Below are 16,532 nucleotides of genomic sequence, written 5' to 3' on the forward strand. Positions count from 1 at the left end.
CCTTCCGATGCGGAGCATTCCTTTATGGCACGTCAGTTTATCTACCACATGGCCGGGCTCAACAAGGCCTATGGCAACAAGAAGGTCCTGGAGAACATCCATCTGTCGTTCTATCCGGACGCTAAGATCGGCATTCTCGGCCCCAACGGCGCCGGCAAGTCCACGGTTCTGCGGATCATGGCCGGGCTCGACCACGAATATACCGGCGAGGCCTGGGTCGCCGAAGGCGCGACCGTCGGCTACCTGCCGCAGGAGCCGCAGCTCGATGCGCAGAAGAACGTGCTCGAGAACGTCATGGAAGGCGTGGCCGCGAAGAAGGCGATCATCGACCGCTACAACGAGCTGATGATGAACTATTCCGACGAGACGGCGGAAGAGGGCGCCAAGCTTCAGGACATCATCGATAGTCAGAACCTCTGGGATCTCGACAGCCAAGTCGAAATGGCGATGGACGCGCTCCGCTGCCCGCCGGGCGACGCCGAGGTCACCAATCTGTCCGGCGGCGAGAAGCGCCGCGTGGCACTCTGCAAGCTGCTCTTGTCGCAGCCGGACCTGCTGCTTCTCGACGAACCGACCAACCATCTCGACGCCGAGACGATCGCCTGGCTCGAAAAGCACCTGCGCGAATATCCGGGCGCCGTGCTGATGATCACCCACGACCGCTACTTCCTCGACAACGTCACCGGCTGGATTCTCGAGCTCGATCGTGGCCGCGGCATTCCCTATGAAGGCAACTATTCCGCCTATCTGCAGGCAAAGGCCAAGCGTATGGCCCAGGAAGGGCGTGAAGAGGCGACCCGCCAGAAGGCCATCAGCCGCGAGCAGGAGTGGATCGCCTCGAGCCCGAAGGCCCGACAGGCGAAGTCGAAGGCGCGTATCCGCGCCTATGACGAGTTGGTAAAGGCGGCGGCCGACAGGCGTCCGGGCGACGCCCAGATCATCATTCCGGTCGGCGAGCGGCTCGGCCAGGTGGTCATCGAAGCGGAGAACATCTCCAAGGGCTATGACGACCAGTTGCTGATCGAGGGCCTGAGCTTCAAGCTGCCGCCGGGCGGCATCGTCGGCGTCATCGGCCCGAACGGCGCCGGTAAGACGACGCTGTTCCGGATGATCACCGGCCAGGAGCAGCCCGAAGAGGGCGCGATCCGCATCGGCGACAGCGTGCAGCTCGGCTATGTCGACCAGAGCCGCGACGCGCTCGACGGCAACAAGACGGTGTGGGAGGAAATCTCCGGCGGCAACGACGTCATCAGGCTCGGCAAGCACGAGGTCAATTCGCGGGCCTATTGCTCGTCCTTCAATTTTAAGGGCGGTGACCAGCAGCAGAAGGTCGGCACGCTTTCCGGCGGCCAGCGCAACCGCGTGCACCTCGCCAAGATGCTCAAGGCCGGCGGCAACGTCATCCTGCTCGACGAGCCGACCAACGACCTCGACACCGAGACGCTTGCCGCACTCGAGGATGCGCTCGAAAACTTCGCCGGCTGCGCGGTGATCATCAGCCACGACCGCATGTTCCTCGATCGCCTGGCGACCCATATCCTCGCCTTCGAGGGCGACAGCCATGTCGAATGGTTCGAAGGCAACTTCGAGGATTACGAGAAGGACAAGATCCGCCGGCTCGGTCCCGACTCGGTCAACCCGACGCGGGTGACGTACAAACGCCTGACGCGGTAATCAACCACTCGGGGGCGCCGCACACGCCGTCGGATGTCCCGGTGTGCTTCGGCGCATTTGCCGCGCGGATGTGGCAACTTGTGCGACGGGACGGGAGCCGCGCTTGAGCAGCCCCGCCGCTCCTGTCCGCGGCTGCCGCGTCCAACTCGTAACATCGCTGCGCGGGCGGATCGTAAGGTCTGCCCGCTTTCATGTCTGGGAAGCGTCATCTCCTTGCCTTTCCGCGCAAATCCCGCTTGCGCGCCGTCTTCAAATCACATAAACATATCTTTATGTGTTGATGAGGATCGCGATGACGAACCGTGGAACGCTTGGCTTGGATGCCTTGGTCGACGTCCTGAAGGCGGCGGGCGAGCCGACGCGCATGCGTCTTCTGGCGCTGCTTGCGGCCGGCGACCTGACCGTGACCGATCTTACCGAAATTCTCGGCCAGTCGCAGCCTCGCATTTCCCGGCACCTGAAACTGCTTGCGGAAGTGGCGCTGATCGATCGCTACCAGGAGGGCGCCTGGGCCTATTTCCGTCTACGGCAGGAGGGCGGGCGGGTCGCGCTTGTCCGCGAGCTTCTCGCGGCGTCGGCACCGGACGATGCGATCCTTGCCAGAGATTCCATTCGGCTTGCGACCCTGAAGAAGGCGCGCGCCGAGAAGGCCCAGGCCTATTTCAGCCGCAACGCTGCCGAGTGGGACGAGCTGAGGCGCCTGCATGTCAGCGAAGGCGACGTCGAGGCAGCCTTGAAGACGATGGTCGGCGACGAACCGGTCGACAGCCTGCTCGATCTCGGAACCGGCACGGGCCGCATCCTGCAGCTCTTCGAGGGGCTCTACCGGCGCGGTATCGGCGTCGACGCCAGCCGTGACATGCTGGCGGTGGCACGTTCCAATCTCGACCGGGCCGGCATCACCAAGGCTTCGATCCGCCACGGCGACATCTTCAACCTGCCGCTGGACGGCCAGTCCTTCGACCTCGTGACGATCCATCAGGTGCTCCACTTCCTCGAAGATCCGGAGGCGGCGATCGCCGAGGCGGCGCGCATGCTCGTGCCCGGAGGGCGGCTCGTGATCATCGATTTTGCCCCGCACGGCCTCGAATATCTGCGCAACGAGCACGCTCACGCCCGCCTTGGCTTTGCCCATCAGACGATGGCCGATTGGCTGCAGAAGGCCGGACTGACACTCGAGAAGACGACGGATCTTGCCCCGGAAGGCGGGGAAGAGGGGAAACTGACGGTCACGATCTGGCTGGCGCGCGACGAGCGGGCTGCCGATGTGGCCGATATGCCGCGACAGCGCCTACAGGCGGGGGGAATTTGAGAATGAACGCACGGACGCTTTATCCCGCGGAGCGCGGCAATCTCAGACTTTCCTTCGAATACTTTCCGCCGAAGAACGAAGAGATGGAAATCCAGCTCTTCCAGACCATATCGGATCTCTCGGTCTTCGCGCCGGCATTTCAGACGGTGACCTACGGAGCCGGCGGCTCGACCAAGGCGCGTTCGTTGACCACGGTCAAGCGGATGATTGGGGAGATGGGGCTGAACAACACGGCGGCCCACCTGACCTGCGTCGGCGCGCCGAAAGCCGAAGTCGATGCGGTCATCGACGAGTTCGTCGCCTGTGGCGTCCGGCATTTCGTAGCGCTGAGGGGTGATCCGCAAGGCGGTATCGGCAGCGCCTACGAGCCCTTTCCGGGCGGATATGAAAGCTCGGCGTCGCTCGTCAAGGCGCTTCGTGCCCGCGGCGATTTCGAGATTTCCGTCTCCGCCTATCCGGAAAAGCACCCGGAGAGCGCTGATGTCGCGGCCGATATCGACATGCTGAAGCGCAAGGTCGACAGCGGCGCCACGCGCGCGATCACCCAGTTCTTCTTCGACAATGACGATTTCGAACGATATCTCGAGCGGGTGCGGCGCGCCGGCGTGCAGATCCCGGTCGTCCCGGGCATACTGCCGATCAACAATCTGACGCAGGTCATCCGTTTCGCCGGACTTTGCGGCTCGAAGGTACCGGAGGCGATCATCTCGCGGCTTGCTCATCTCGACGACCAGCCGGAGGAGCGGTTCAAGGAGGCGAGCCATATCGCTGCCGAACAGATCGTCGATTTGGCGCGTCGGGGTCTACGCGACTTCCACCTTTATACGATGAACCGGTCGCCGCTCATCGCGGCCGTCTGTGAACTGGTCGGCTATCGGCGCCGACCGGTCAGGCCCGCCGCCGCACCCTCCTATCCGGCGGTCGCTACGGCTTAGCGCATCGGCGCGAAAATCGGAATGGATTTTCGGAAAGCACGATGCGTAGATTCAAAGTGTTACAGCGTCCTTCGCGCGTCTGAAAAGACGCGCGGCGCTGTAGGCCTGAATCCGACTCCAAGAGAAGCGAAAGCCCATGAACGGTTCGTCGTTCATGGGCTTTTCTGATGTCGCAGCTCTGGCCGGGTGCTCTCGGAGCGGCCTTCGTTACCTCTTCTGCTGAAAATTGGAGTTTCCGGAAATTTAAGTCCCTCGGTTTGGACTTTCAGCGGCCTTTCGTCAGACGAAGAGCATAACCGCCACGAATGCGAACGCTGCACTGATCATGAGGACATTCAACGAATGTGTAAGTCCCATAGGATCCTCCCTGCGTTGACGGGTAAAACATAGGGCCAAAAAGCGGCGCATAAAAGCGAAACTTGTGCTGCAGCGCGAAAACCGTGTATCCCAGCTCCGATATTCACAGCCCTAAGTGTCTGAATGGTTTTATGAATCAAATGCCACATTATTTTCACAATTGCTGCCGGAAGGTTAATGTGAACGCTTGTAACGGTCTGTGAAGCGTCTCAAAGCCGTACCCGGCAGCTGTTTTTGATTCCCCTCAGGTCGACGAGCGCGGCCGCAACATGCGCCCATCGAGGACGGCGAGGCCCGCCGCGATCAGCGCCATCCCGGCGAGGTCGGTGACCTGCAGCGTCTCGCCAAGGAAGAGATAGCCGAGAAGAATCGCGCTTGGCGGCACGAGAAGCGTGACCAGCGACGTGTTGGTGGCACCGGCCTCCGCCATGATGCGGAAGAACAGAATATAGGCATAGGCGGTCGAGACGAGCGCCAGGCCGAGGATCGCCAGCACGGCGGAGAGCGGCGGCATCGGGAGGATCCATGGGGTGTCCACGAAGGCGGCGACCGGCAGCATGACGATGGTCGAGGCCGTCAGTTGTCCGGCGGCCGTCACCGGCGGCGCCAGATTGCGAAAGCGCTTGCCGTAGGTGGCGGACAGGCCATAGCTCACGGCCGCGAGAACCGGCAGGACGAGGGCCCAGAGCGGTACGTCCCCCGCGTCCCCGAAAAGGCCTGCTAACGCGCTCGGGCCGATGAGCACCACGGTGCCGGCGAGCCCGAGCAGACAGCCGCTGATCTTGGCCGCGGTCAAGCGCTCGTCTTCCGTTGCGACATTGGCAATGAGCACCGTCCAGACGGGCGTCGTCGCGTTCAGAATGGCGGCCAGCCCGGCACCGATATGGGTCTGGCCGAGAAAGATGAAAGCATGCGGAATGGCGTTGTTGACGAGGCCCATGACCAGAAATTCCCGCCAGCGTCCAACGAGCGCCGGGTAGAGGCCATGATTGCCGCGCAAGTAGATGTGCAGGGCGATCGCGGCGAGGCTGAGGCGCAGCAGCACGAGCGTGAAGGGCGGGACATGGGCAACCGCCACGCGGGCGAAAAAGAAAGACCCGCCCCAGATCAGGCCGAGCAGCATCAGCAGCAGCCAAAGCCGCAGGGTCATGTGGGTGGTGGCGGTTCTGCCGGATGATAGCATTTGGGCCCTGCTGCGATCGAAGCCGGATTGGATTCGCCGGGCGTATCCAATCCAGCAATTTTCGATTGCGCAAGCGATAATGCGAAGAAGCGGGCGTTGCCACCCGCTTCTTGCGAAATTGCTCAGGGGTTTCGATATTGGCGTCAGAGGGCCTGGAGCAGATCCGGCGTCGCCCAACCGTCGGCCGGCAGGCCGAGTTTCAGCTGCTCCTTCTGCAGGGCCGTGCGTGTGCCCGAGCCGAGAATACCGTCGATCTTGCCGACGTCGTGGCCGAGCGCCTGCAGCTTCGTCTGCAGTGCCTTCATCTCCGCATCGCCGAGGCCCGGTTCCGGATTGCCGGCCTGGTAGGGCGGGGCGCCGGCGAGGCGGGTGGCGAAATAGGCGGCCGACGTCGTATAGATGAACGACTGGTTCCATTCGAGATAGATCTTGAAGTTCGGGTAGGTCAGGAAGGCTACGCCCTTTCGCCCCTGGGGCAGCACCAGCGAGGCCTCAAGCGACCCATGCGAGGTATTGCCGTCGCGCGGAGTGACGCCAAGAGCGAACCAGTCGCCCGCCGTCATGCCCGCCTGCAGGCCCGTCTTTTCCCAGGGCAGTTCATCCGGCACGCTGACTTCCTGGATCCAGGGCTGTCCCGCGGTGAAGCCGAGGCTCTGGATAAACTTCGCCGCGGTCAGAATTGAATCCGGCGCGCTCTTCTTCAGATTTACGTGCCCATCGCCGTCGCCATCGATGCCATAGGCGATGATGTCCTCCGGCAGCATCTGCACCTGACCGATCTCGCCGGCCCAGGCGCCCGTGGTCACCGCCGGGTCGAGATCGCCGTGCTGGACCATTTCGATGGCGGCAAGGAGCTGCGGCCGGAACATTTCCGGCCGGCGGCAGTCATGCGCCAGCGTCACCAGCGCATTGCGTGTGTTGAAATCGCCCTGAACGGCGCCGAAATCGGTTTCCATCGCCCAGAACGCCGTGATCACCGGCGCCGGCACGCCGAACTCACTCTCCGCGCGGGCGAAGACGTCGGCATATTCCTTCATCTTCTGGGCGCCGATGTCGAGCCGCGCCTTGCTGACGGTGCGCTTGGAAAACTCGGTGAAGGTCTGCTTGAACACGCCCTGGGCGCGGTCGCGACTCAATACCTTCTGGTCGATGGCCGCCCCGGCGAGCGCCCGGTCCGCGACATCGGCGGGGATGCCCTTGCCGATCGCCTCGGCCTTGACGCCCTCCAGAAAGGCAGCGAGATCGCCGCCGCAGGCAACGGGGGTCTGCGGTTGGGGCTGCGTCTGAGCCAGCGCCGAGGTGCTGGAGAGGGCGAGCAGGCCAAGGGTGAGGAACGCGTTGCGAGCATTGCCAATCATCATAATTCCTTTCGAGGGCCGCGTGGCCTGGCGCGGCCGTCGGGCTTGCGAAATTGCGCAGATCAATATGCCGGTGCTTTCTCAGAGCATTATGACCGAATGAAGAAATCGGTCCGCCAGGCGTCGGTGCGGGCGGCATTCTCGCCTATTGCGAAACCGCCGCCACCCATTTCTTCCAATTCTTGGCGGAGCCCGCGAAGGCGTTGATGTCGGTATGGCCTTCGATGCCCGGAATGACTCCGGTGCTGGTGTATTGCCAGAAGGCCCAGCGTCGGTCGACGTAAATGTCCTTGGGGTGCTTGGCGACGGAACGCACCCAGAAGTGATAGTCGTTGAAGGCGCCGACGAGATTGTCGCGGTGGAAATCGACGGAGGTGTAGATGATCGGCCGCTTGCCGTAATGCGCTTCCAAGCGGTCCATGAACCGCTTCATCTCGGAGCGCACGGTGTCCGGCGACGGGCGGTAGCGGCAGGTCTTCGATTCGCCGTTCCACTCGACATCGAGAACCGGCGGCAGATGGACAGCGCTCCTCGGTACATTGGCGATGAACCAGTCGGCCTGCGCGTCCGCGCTCGAGCAGAAATAGTAGAAATGGTAGGGGGCATAGGCGAGCCCGGCGGCGCGCGCGCGCGGCCAATATTCGTGGAAGCGCGAATCGACGCGGTCCTTGCCCTCGGTTGCCTTGATGAAGGCGAAGGAAACGCCGGAGTTCTTGACCCTCATCCAGTCGATGTCGCCGTTCCATTTGGAAACGTCGATGCCGTGGACGCTGTGATGGTGCGGTGTGCGATCGCCGAAATCCTGCGGATCGGTGTCCTGGAAGCGCGGCGGTATGGAGGCCGTGCGCACGAGGTCGTAGTCGGTGGACGTGCAGGCGGAGAGAATGGTGGCGATGGGCAGCAAAGCCAGGAGGAGCCGGCGCATGAGGGTTCCGTTTGCAGACGAACGACGATCCTGCCTCACGCGATGGTTTCCATGATGGTGATGTCCCCAGGGAGGCTTGACCTCCTTTTCACCATAACATCGTAAAATTTGAGTTAGCTCAAGCGGCAATTGTATTGCTGTCGCGCTGGCCGATCACGGAGCCTGCACGTCCGCCGGACGGCGGTAGACAGCGATCCATGCATAGCCTCTGCCGATCGTCCTGAGCTCCAGTGCGGCGCCGTCCCGCTCGGCCCTGGCGCGCATGACGTCGAACAGCGATTCGCGTGGCGTGACGTGAAAGCGCTTCAGCCAGCCCTGGAGGAGGCGGCGGAAGCCGCCCGGCCATCCCTCCTGCTGGCCGAAATCGGCGACATGCAGCGAGCCGCCCGGATGGAGGGCGTCGATCGCCGCGTCGACCGCCTTCTGCCAGTCGGGAATCATCGACAGCGCATAGGAGATGACGATTCGGTCAAAGCCCGCCTCACCGAAAGAGGCGGCAGTGAAGTTCGTCGCGTCGGCTATGCGCAGGTTTGCATCCGGCCGTCCGTGGCGCCGAAGCTTCGCCTTGGCGGTTGCGAGCATCTCGGCGGAGATGTCGAGACCGAAAAGGCGTGCCGTTGGATAGAGATCGCCGATCATCGCCAGGTTACGCCCGGTGCCGCAGCCGATCTCGAGCACCGAACCGCCCGGCGGCGCGTCCAGTTCGCGGATCAGCGTGTCGCGGCCGAAGAGGTAATATTTCCTGGTAAAATCATAGATGTAGCGCTGGTAGCGGTACATCCGGTCCATGAGCCGGGCATGGCTGTTGCCAACGGACGGCGGGCCGCTCATGCTCTCTTCCGGTAAATGTGGAAGCCACCATAGATGGCCGAACGGTCCTCGGCACCGAGCTTCGACGAAGTCTCCGCATCGTAGTGCCACTGGTCGAGCAGGGCTTCGGAGAGACGTCCCGGCAGGATGCTCGCTTCTGCAGCGGTGCGGAAGATCACCACGGCGCCCGGCGCGGCGGTGCGGGTGATTTCGCTCCAGAGGTCGTTCAGCTGCCGGTCGGCCATCCAGTCCTGCGCATCGAGGAGCACATAGCGATCGACGGAAGAGGCCGGCTTGCGGCCGAGCAAATCGGTGAAGCTCTCGTGATGGACCGTGACCCGGTCCGTGTGGTTGCGGATAGTTTCGTAATTGGATGTCTGCAGATAGGGCGGCAACTCGCCCTCGTGCGGGAGCGGATAGCGCCGGCCGAAAGCCTGCCAGGCGAAGTAGTTCTCGCGCAGCGGAAAGTGGCACGTCAGCTTTTCGAGACGATGGCGCAGCACTTGGGCCAGCGATTTCTCCTGGCTGAGGCTGGCGAGTTCGTCGAACTGCTGCGGCGGGATGCCGAGGCCGAAAAGCGAACTCTTGCGGCCGGTGATCCAGCGGATGATCGGCCGGTCGAAGAGCGGTGCGAGCTTGTCGTCGAAGAATTGCCGCTGCTCGCGCATGGAGCGTGCCTCGACGAAATCCGCGGGATTGACGCCGTGGAGCCGCGCCAGAAGGTGGCTGACGGCGATGAAGCGGCCGAGAAGGCCGGTGCGATAGATATTGCGGCCGAAGACGCCGATGCGGCGGCGACCCGCCATGTCGCGGCCGTTCCAGTAGGTGCGAGTGGCTTGATCGAGCTTGGGCGCTATGAAGAGATCGAAGGCCTGGATGTTCGAACGCGTGCCGGCACTGCCCAGGAACCGTACGACATCCTTGTGACTCGGCAGGTGACGGAGGGCGGCAAGCTTCAGCCGGTTCAAGGCGATATGGTGGGGATTGAGGTCGACCACGTCGATGTGCGCCGGGCCGGCGGACAGATAGGTCAGCATGTTGCAGCCGCCGGAGCCGATAGTCACGATATGGTGGCCGGGCTCGATCTGCATTGCTTCCATGTCGACAATCGGATCTTCCCAGATCTGGGGGTAGACGAGGCCGGAGAAGAGCAGCCCGAACACGCGCTCCGACAGTCCGGCGAGGGAAAGGGCCCGGTGCTGGAGAAGCGCGCTCTTCAGCTTGGCGTTCCTTCCGCCAAAGCCGGCATCGTGGGCGAGTTCTGTCATTTGCCTGCCATCCAGTTGAAACTGAGGCGCTTCTAGAGCGACTCGACTACACTTTGATGACGGGGTTCCCACAGGCCGGCGGCACTCCGCCGAGACCTCTAAGAGCGAAAGGCGGCCGGAACGGGCGTTCTTCAACAGAGTTCCCCATCATGGTAAATCCACTTTTCCTTTCCCTGAAAACCTGATCTCCTGTGGCCCAGGAGGCGGCTATGAAGGGTTTATTGCGGAAATCCGGTGCCTTGTTAATTGCGATAGCCGCGGCGGCCGCCGGCTGGTTGGCCCTCTTTCCACCGGAACTGCTCAAGGTCGGGGACGGCTATGCCGCCAAAATCGTCTGTTCCAACGTCTTCCTGGCGGGACGAGACCCGCAGGCGGTGCTCGCCGAAGACGTGCAGGCGCCCGGTCATCCGTTGCTCAAGTTCGTCAGCGTGTCGGTCGACCGCGATCAGCATGCGGTGACGGCAAGGATCTTCGGCTTCGCGGCCCCGGCACGGGCTGTCTATCGCCCGGGACTTGGCTGCACGGTAACCGGGGAGGGGACCATGCAGGCGCTGGCCGCGCCGGCGCTCGATAACGCCACTGGGGCTGCCGCGGCTGCAAAGAGCCCGGACCTTGCCTGGCCCGTCGGCAACAAGGCGGAGATCGACCCGGCATTCCAGAAATTGGCAGAAGATCCCGAATTGGCCGGTTCAGGCATGCGGGCCGTCCTTGTCGTCAAGGATGGGCATCTCGTCGGCGAAGCGTATGGCCAGGGTTTCGACCGCGAGACGCGTCTGCTTGGCTGGTCGATGACGAAATCGGTCACCGCGGCACTGGTCGGCATGCGTATCGCCGAAGGGCGCATGGATCTGGAGAAGGCCAACCTTCTGCCGGAATGGAGCGGGGATGAACGAGCGCGGATCAAGCTTGCCGATCTCCTGGCGATGCAGAGCGGGCTTGCCTTCAACGAGGATTACGGCGACGTCACCGATGTCACGCGGATGCTCTTTCTCGAAAGCGACATGGCCGGGTTCGCCGCTTCGAAGCCGCTCGAAGCGGCACCGGGTGCCCGGTTCAACTATTCGACCGGAACGACGAACGTCCTGTCGCGCCTGTGGATGCAGACTTTCGACAGCCCCGCTCAGGCGCTCGCCTATCCCCGCCGGGTGCTGTTCGAGCCGCTTGGGATGACCAGCGCCGTCATGGAGACGGATGCGCAGGGCACTTTCGTCGGCTCCTCATACATGTACGCCACGGCGCAGGATTGGGCGCGGTTTGCCCAATTTCTGCTGGATGATGGCCGTTGGCAGGGCAGAGCCCTGCTGCCCGAGGGATTTGTGAAGTTCATGCGAATCCCGACTGCCGCATCCGGTGGCGACTACGGCGCCGGCCAGATCTGGCTTATCGAGAACGGCACGCGCGCCGGAACGGGTAATTTCCCGCCCGACACGTTCTGGATGCTCGGGCATGACGGGCAATCGATCATGCTCGTTCCGTCGCTCCGACTCGCTGTCGTTCGGCTTGGTCTCACCCCCGGAGGCGGCGGTTATGATGTACGGAAGCTGCAAACCGCGGTGATTGCTGCGCTCGATTGAGCGCGGCGCCGATCAGCAATGTCATAGGCTGGGAGGGACGGAAGCGGCCCGTTACTGCATGTCCAGCATGTCGAGCATGCCCTTGCGCTTGGCGTGGTAATAATAGCCGCTGGCATAGAGCTTCACCGCGCCGTCGTGCTGGTTGTCGGCGACCATCCAGGCACCACGCAGATACTTGGTCGCATATTTGAGGTTGGTTTCCGCGTCGAAGAGGCCCTCGGGCGGGCCTTCATAGCCGAGGCCCCGCGCGGTATTGTACCGGATCTGCATCAGGCCGTAATTGCCCCTGCTGTAGGCGTGCGGATTGTAGTTGCTCTCGCGCTTGACGACCCGATGCACGAGTTCCAGGGGAAGGCCGTTGAGCTCGGCGTAATGCTTGATCAGTCGGTCGAGTTCCGGCTTGGAACTGGTCGGGGCTTTCGTCAGCTTCAACGAATCGGGGATGACGCTCGCAACCGCGCCGACCGCCGAGCCGATGACGCCGGTCTTGGGCCGCTCCGTCGGAACGATCATGCGCTTGGCCACCAGGGTTTCAAGGCCGACCGGCTCCCCGGTGTCGAAATCCGACTCCCATGAGGCGGCAATCGTGAGAGAGGACGTCGCGGGCGCCTGGGCGCTTTTTTCAACGGCCGGCGTAGCCGCGGCAGCCGGGAGAGTGGCCGATGCGGGCGTTGCCATCGCCGCGTCGAAGGCCTGGCCCGGCTTGGCGGTGGGCATCGCAACCGCCTGGGGAGCCGCGAAGGCGAGCGTCGCATCCGTCGCCGGCGTCATGCTGGGCTGAGCGGCGGAGGCGGCAGCGATCGAGCCTTGCGGAGCTGGTGCCACGTCCGCCGGTGCCGAGGCCGTCTGCGTGTTCAGCGCGGCGGAGGTGCTCGACGCCACGCCGATTGGCGCCGGCAGAGCGTAAGCCGTCATTTCCGTTCCGGGCTTCGCAATGGGGGTAACCGTTTGCACGGCCGTCAGTTCTTCGAGAGAGGTGTGCTCGACCGTGGAGCAACCCGAAGCAATTGCCGATGTTAGCGCGATGGCGGTAAATGCCTGTTTCGGAAGGGAAATACGGATCTTCGCCATGCGGTCACTTTCGTGCTTCTGGGCCCCGTAGCCCCTGCAAATCAGCAGCTGCCAACCGCTGCGCTTGAATCTTCCTTAACCTATGCCGCCGGTTGCGGCAAGCGCGGGGCGAATGTCACGCCGTTGCACGCTTCAGGCTGAGCGAAAGTAGCCCGGCGCCGATGAGCAAAGAGCCGCCGGCGCGGTTCACGACCCGCCGGACGCTGGGCTTGCGAATCGCGCCTCCCGCGGCGGAGGCAAAAAACCCATAGAGCAGCGCGTTGGCGGCGGCGAGGGCGAGGAATGTCGCTTCGAAGATCGCCATCTGCGCAAGAAGTGGCCGCGAGAGGTCAAGGAACTGCGGCAGGAAGGCGACAAAGAAGATGATGCTTTTCGGGTTGAGCGCGGTCACGGCATAGGCGTGGAGGAATACCCGCAGCGGCCGTTGCGTTGCGGGCGCTTCACCGTCATTCGCGCCGCTGACACCCAGAGGGGTCTTCCAGAGCTTGATTCCGAGCCAGACGAGATAGGCGGCGCCGATCCATTTGAGGATCGTGAAAATCGTCGCCGAGGCGGCGAGCAACGCGCCCAGTCCAAGCATGGAGGCGGTCATCGCCGTGAAATCGCCAAGCGCCACGCCTGCGACGGTTGCGCCTGCTGCCTTGCGCCCGCGACTGATCGCATAGGAGATCACGAGCAGGATAGTCGGGCCGGGAATGGCGAGCAACACGGCCGAGGCGGCGACGAAGGCAAACCAGTGTTCGAAAGACATGAAAGAGCTCCGCGTTTGAACGGCGTCCAGCCGAGAAATCGGAGGGAGCCATTCAAACGCGGGGCCGTCAACTGCTATTGAGCGTGCGAAAGAAGCTCAGATCAGTCCGCTGCCTGCCACTTCTGGCCGATCGCATCCATGACGTCGCCGAACCACTTGGCGGACGTATCGAAATGCTTGCCGCCCTTGATGCGGGGGAACTCGATGGTGCGCAGCCTGCCGCCCTGGTCCTCATCGTGGCCGGTGACGCCGGAGACCTTGTTGAGTGCGCTCTCCACCGCAAGGTCGACCATGCTCTGGATTAGCCGCAGGTCGTCGCCGTTCGCCGGTGCGGAGCGGGCGTAATAGCCGGACTTCTGGACCATCGAGCGCTCGGCGCCGAGCAGGGCGGCGAACTGTTTCGAGAACCAGTTGCCGACATTGATCGTGTCGATCTTCACATGGCCGAAGGCATCGCGCTTGATCGTTTCGCCGGCGGCTTCGCGCTCGGCGACGATTGCGTCGAGGCAGGCACCTTCGCTGACGAACAGGGTAACATAGCCGTTCCGGTCCATGGTCTGGCGCAGGCGTTCGGCTTCGGCTTCGAGGTCGAACTTCACCTCGGGCAAATAGAGGCCGTCGATGTTCTTCAGTTGCTCGTTCATCATGAAGCCGTCGACATAGTCCTTGCCGGCGGCCAGCTGAATGTAAGCGCGCGCTGTCGCTGCCGTCAGCCAGCCGCAGTGGCGGCCCATTACCTCGTGGACCACGAGCGTGCGCGGCGCAGCGCTCTGCTCGTTGCTGACATTGTCGAAGAAGCGTGCGCCGTATTCGGCGGCCGTCCAGGCGCCGAGGGTCTGGCGGATCGGCACCACATCGTTGTCGACGGTCTTCGGCAGGCCGACGACGGTCAGGTCATAGCCGTTGGCGCCGAGATACGCGGCCAGGTCGGCAGCGGTCGTGTTGGTGTCGTCGCCGCCGATCGTGTGCAGGATGCTGATGCCATCGGCAGCCAATCTTTCGGCCGCGACGCGAAGCGGGTTTTCGCCTTCCTTCACTAGGCCGCGCTTGACGCAATCGGCCGTATTGGTGAGCTTCACGCGGCTGTTGCCGATCGGCGATCCGCCGTGGCGGTGAAGAATATGCGCCCGCTCGCGCATTTCCTTGGTGATCTCGATGCGGTCGGCGAGAAGCAGGCCCTGATAGCCCGAACGGTAGGCCACGAGTTCGTAGTCGGGGGCGATATCCGTATAGCGTTCGATGAGCCCGCCGACAGCGGATGAAAGACAGGGTGCGAGCCCGCCCGCCGTCAGCATTGCGACTTTCTTCTTGGCCATGTTTCCTCCTCGGATTCGGCATCAGGCGATCGTTCGAAAGATCGACCGCCCTGTCACTATTGCGCAGGTCAAAGACCGGGAAGGTGGTCTAACGCAATTCCGATGGAAATAAAATGACAGGACTGTGGATGTCTGAAAAGGGCGGCATCAGCGCGGCAAAACGCAGGATCAGTGCAATTCACTTGAGATTCACGGCGAGCTGATTTATTGAGGGGCCATCACAATTCCGTCATCGGTGACGTTTGGCACAGACGGCCGCTTGCAATATGCCACCACATCGGGCCATGCTCGGTCGTGGATAGGGGAAAAATCGCGCTTATGTCATTCTGGGACAGCCTGCTGAAGATCGTAACGGCCACCGGCAATGCGCTCGCCGGTGTGGTCGAGGCGGTCCGTACACTTTTCGAAGGGGATCCGGAGACACGCCGCAAAGTGGCTTTCTCGGTGGCGATGATCGCCTTGTCTGCGAAGATGGCGAAGGCTGACGGCATCGTCAACGAAGCCGAAGTCGCGGCTTTTCGGGATATCTTCAAGTTTCCTGCGGACCAGGCGAAGAACGTCGCTCGGCTCTACAACCTCGCACGCCAGGATGTGGCGGGCTATGAGGCCTATGCGGAGAAGATGGCGTCGCTCTGCTCGTCCTGCGAGCGCAACTGCCCAATTCTCGAGGACATCGTCGACGGGCTCTTCCATATCGCGAAGTCGGACGGCGCTGTGCACGACAAGGAACTCGCCTATCTGATGCGGGTTGCGGAAATCTTCAACATGGACGAGGCGCAGTTCGAACGCATCATGGCGCGCCATGTCCATGGCGACGACCGCGATCCGTATCAGGTTCTCGGTGTTTCGCCGAAGGACGATTTCTCCGACATCCGCCGGCGCTATCGGGTGCTCGTCTCCGAGAATCACCCGGACATGCTGGTGGCGCGCGGCGTGCCGGAGGAATTTCATGCGATAGCCAATGACCGCATGGCCGCGTTGAACGCAGCCTACGAGGCGATCGAGAGAGAACGCCGCGCCGCATGACCGCCAGCACCTGCGACTTTCCGGGGGCCCGCTTCGTATCGTCACCTAATCATGGCGAACGGGCCGGCGGGCGCCGGCCGGACATGATCGTGCTGCACTATACCGGCATGGAAACGGCGCTCTCGGCGCTCGACTGGCTCTGTCGCGAGGAAAGTCAGGTTTCCAGCCACTATTTCGTTCACGAGGACGGCCGCATCGATCAGCTCGTGCCGGAGGAGCGCCGCGCCTGGCATGCCGGCAAGAGCTTCTGGAAAGGCGAGACGGACATCAATTCCTGCTCGATCGGCGTCGAGATCGCCAATGCAGGCCATCCGGCGGGACTGCCGGACTTCCCTGAAGCGCAGATCGACGCGGTCGCCGAATTATGTCGGGACTGTGGCGAACGCTGGCAAATCGCACCCGAAAGGGTGCTCGCACATAGCGACGTGGCCCCGATTCGCAAGGTCGATCCGGGAGAAAATTTTCCCTGGATTGGGCTATTTCGCCGCGGGGTTGGTCACTGGGTTGAACCGGCGCCTGTTGGGGGCGGGCGCTTTTTTCAGCGCGGCGACCGCGGACAGCCGGTCGAAGCCCTCCAGTCGATGCTGTCCCTCTACGGCTACAACATTGAAGTTACTGGAGATTTCTGCGAACGGACGGAAGGCGTGGTGGCCGCTTTCCAGCGGCATTTTCGCCAATCGCGGGTAGACGGCATCGCCGACATTTCCACCATTGATACGCTTCACCGGTTGCTCTCGGAACTACCGAATTTCGGTGCCTAGGCGGCGATTTTCGAGCGCGCTGATTTAGCGGCCTCGATGCTTTGCTGCGCGATTTTTTCGCGTTTGCCACATGTTTACCATGTTAGGCCCTTCATTTCCGGTCCATCAACGCAGGAGATGCGGCGTTTAAGTCCCGTGCTCCTGTCAAGGAAAACGATCAGGAAATCGGTCGTGACGGTGGGGTGCGCCGTCCGGCCAGTTCCCCAGACCG

Annotated in this window: 14 protein-coding genes; 6 read left to right on the top strand and 8 right to left on the bottom strand. The window is 62.8% G+C overall.

Annotated elements, in window-relative coordinates; genetic code table 11:
- The first annotated feature begins 24 nt into the window (after window positions 1-24).
- The 3 genes from ettA (at window position 25) to metF (ending at window position 3,921) form a co-directional block, all read left to right on the top strand.
- Window positions 25-1,674: an energy-dependent translational throttle protein EttA gene (ettA, locus tag CO656_RS07465; protein WP_097525317.1), complete on the top strand. Its 1,650-nt coding sequence runs from the start codon at window positions 25-27 to the stop codon at window positions 1,672-1,674.
- A 292-nt stretch (window positions 1,675-1,966) separates the two neighbouring features.
- Window positions 1,967-2,986 carry a metalloregulator ArsR/SmtB family transcription factor gene (locus CO656_RS07470; protein ID WP_097525318.1) on the top strand — a complete coding sequence of 340 codons (1,020 nt, stop codon included), beginning with the start codon at window positions 1,967-1,969 and terminating at the stop codon, window positions 2,984-2,986.
- Between the two features lie 2 nt (window positions 2,987-2,988).
- Window positions 2,989-3,921 carry a methylenetetrahydrofolate reductase [NAD(P)H] gene (gene metF / locus CO656_RS07475; RefSeq protein ID WP_037415385.1) on the top strand — a complete coding sequence of 311 codons (933 nt, stop codon included), beginning with the start codon at window positions 2,989-2,991 and terminating at the stop codon, window positions 3,919-3,921.
- Window positions 3,922-4,522: 601 nt separating this feature from the next.
- On the opposite strand, the gene CO656_RS07480 is transcribed toward metF, so the two are convergent.
- From CO656_RS07480 to CO656_RS07500, 5 genes are all read right to left on the bottom strand, one after another.
- Window positions 4,523-5,461, bottom strand: coding sequence for a DMT family transporter (locus CO656_RS07480; RefSeq protein ID WP_097525319.1), 939 nt, complete (start codon window positions 5,459-5,461; stop codon window positions 4,523-4,525).
- A 143-nt stretch (window positions 5,462-5,604) separates the two neighbouring features.
- Window positions 5,605-6,819, bottom strand: coding sequence for a lytic murein transglycosylase (locus tag CO656_RS07485; RefSeq protein WP_097525405.1), 1,215 nt, complete (start codon window positions 6,817-6,819; stop codon window positions 5,605-5,607).
- A 145-nt stretch (window positions 6,820-6,964) separates the two neighbouring features.
- A complete protein-coding gene (locus tag CO656_RS07490) occupies window positions 6,965-7,744 on the bottom strand; it encodes a glycoside hydrolase family 25 protein (protein ID WP_037415391.1) in 780 nt (259 codons plus the stop codon).
- 153 nt (window positions 7,745-7,897) lie between these two features.
- On the bottom strand, window positions 7,898-8,575 hold the full coding sequence (locus CO656_RS07495; RefSeq protein WP_097525320.1) for a class I SAM-dependent methyltransferase: 678 nt from the start codon (window positions 8,573-8,575) through the stop codon (window positions 7,898-7,900).
- Window positions 8,572-9,822: a DUF3419 family protein gene (locus CO656_RS07500; protein ID WP_097525321.1), complete on the bottom strand. Its 1,251-nt coding sequence runs from the start codon at window positions 9,820-9,822 to the stop codon at window positions 8,572-8,574. Before CO656_RS07500 ends, CO656_RS07495 begins: the two co-directional genes overlap by 4 nt.
- Before the next feature lie 209 nt (window positions 9,823-10,031).
- On the opposite strand from CO656_RS07500, the gene CO656_RS07505 reads away from it, so the two are divergent.
- The gene (locus CO656_RS07505) at window positions 10,032-11,396 is read left to right on the top strand and encodes a serine hydrolase (protein WP_097525322.1); all 1,365 of its coding nucleotides are present in this window, start codon (window positions 10,032-10,034) and stop codon (window positions 11,394-11,396) included.
- 51 nt (window positions 11,397-11,447) lie between these two features.
- Here the strand turns inward: CO656_RS07505 and CO656_RS07510 are convergent, their stop codons facing one another.
- The 3 genes from CO656_RS07510 to CO656_RS07520 all read right to left on the bottom strand — a co-directional run bounded on the left by CO656_RS07510 (window position 11,448) and on the right by CO656_RS07520 (window position 14,534).
- Complete coding sequence (locus CO656_RS07510) at window positions 11,448-12,467, bottom strand: lytic transglycosylase domain-containing protein (protein WP_097525323.1); 1,020 nt, start codon at window positions 12,465-12,467, stop codon at window positions 11,448-11,450.
- 115 nt (window positions 12,468-12,582) lie between these two features.
- The gene (locus CO656_RS07515) at window positions 12,583-13,218 is read right to left on the bottom strand and encodes a LysE family translocator (protein ID WP_097525324.1); all 636 of its coding nucleotides are present in this window, start codon (window positions 13,216-13,218) and stop codon (window positions 12,583-12,585) included.
- Window positions 13,219-13,319: 101 nt separating this feature from the next.
- The gene (locus CO656_RS07520; RefSeq protein ID WP_097525325.1) at window positions 13,320-14,534 is read right to left on the bottom strand and encodes a pyrophosphate--fructose-6-phosphate 1-phosphotransferase; all 1,215 of its coding nucleotides are present in this window, start codon (window positions 14,532-14,534) and stop codon (window positions 13,320-13,322) included.
- Window positions 14,535-14,852: 318 nt separating this feature from the next.
- Between CO656_RS07520 and CO656_RS07525 the strand changes: the two genes are divergently transcribed.
- The gene (locus CO656_RS07525) at window positions 14,853-15,560 is read left to right on the top strand and encodes a DnaJ family molecular chaperone (RefSeq protein ID WP_037415427.1); all 708 of its coding nucleotides are present in this window, start codon (window positions 14,853-14,855) and stop codon (window positions 15,558-15,560) included.
- A complete protein-coding gene (locus CO656_RS07530; protein WP_097525326.1) occupies window positions 15,557-16,321 on the top strand; it encodes an N-acetylmuramoyl-L-alanine amidase in 765 nt (254 codons plus the stop codon). The genes CO656_RS07525 and CO656_RS07530 overlap by 4 nt, the downstream gene beginning before the upstream one ends.
- The last annotated feature ends 211 nt before the right edge of the window (window positions 16,322-16,532 follow it).

Source organism: Sinorhizobium sp. FG01 (assembly GCF_002531875.1).
GTDB lineage: Bacteria > Pseudomonadota > Alphaproteobacteria > Rhizobiales > Rhizobiaceae > Sinorhizobium > Sinorhizobium fredii_C.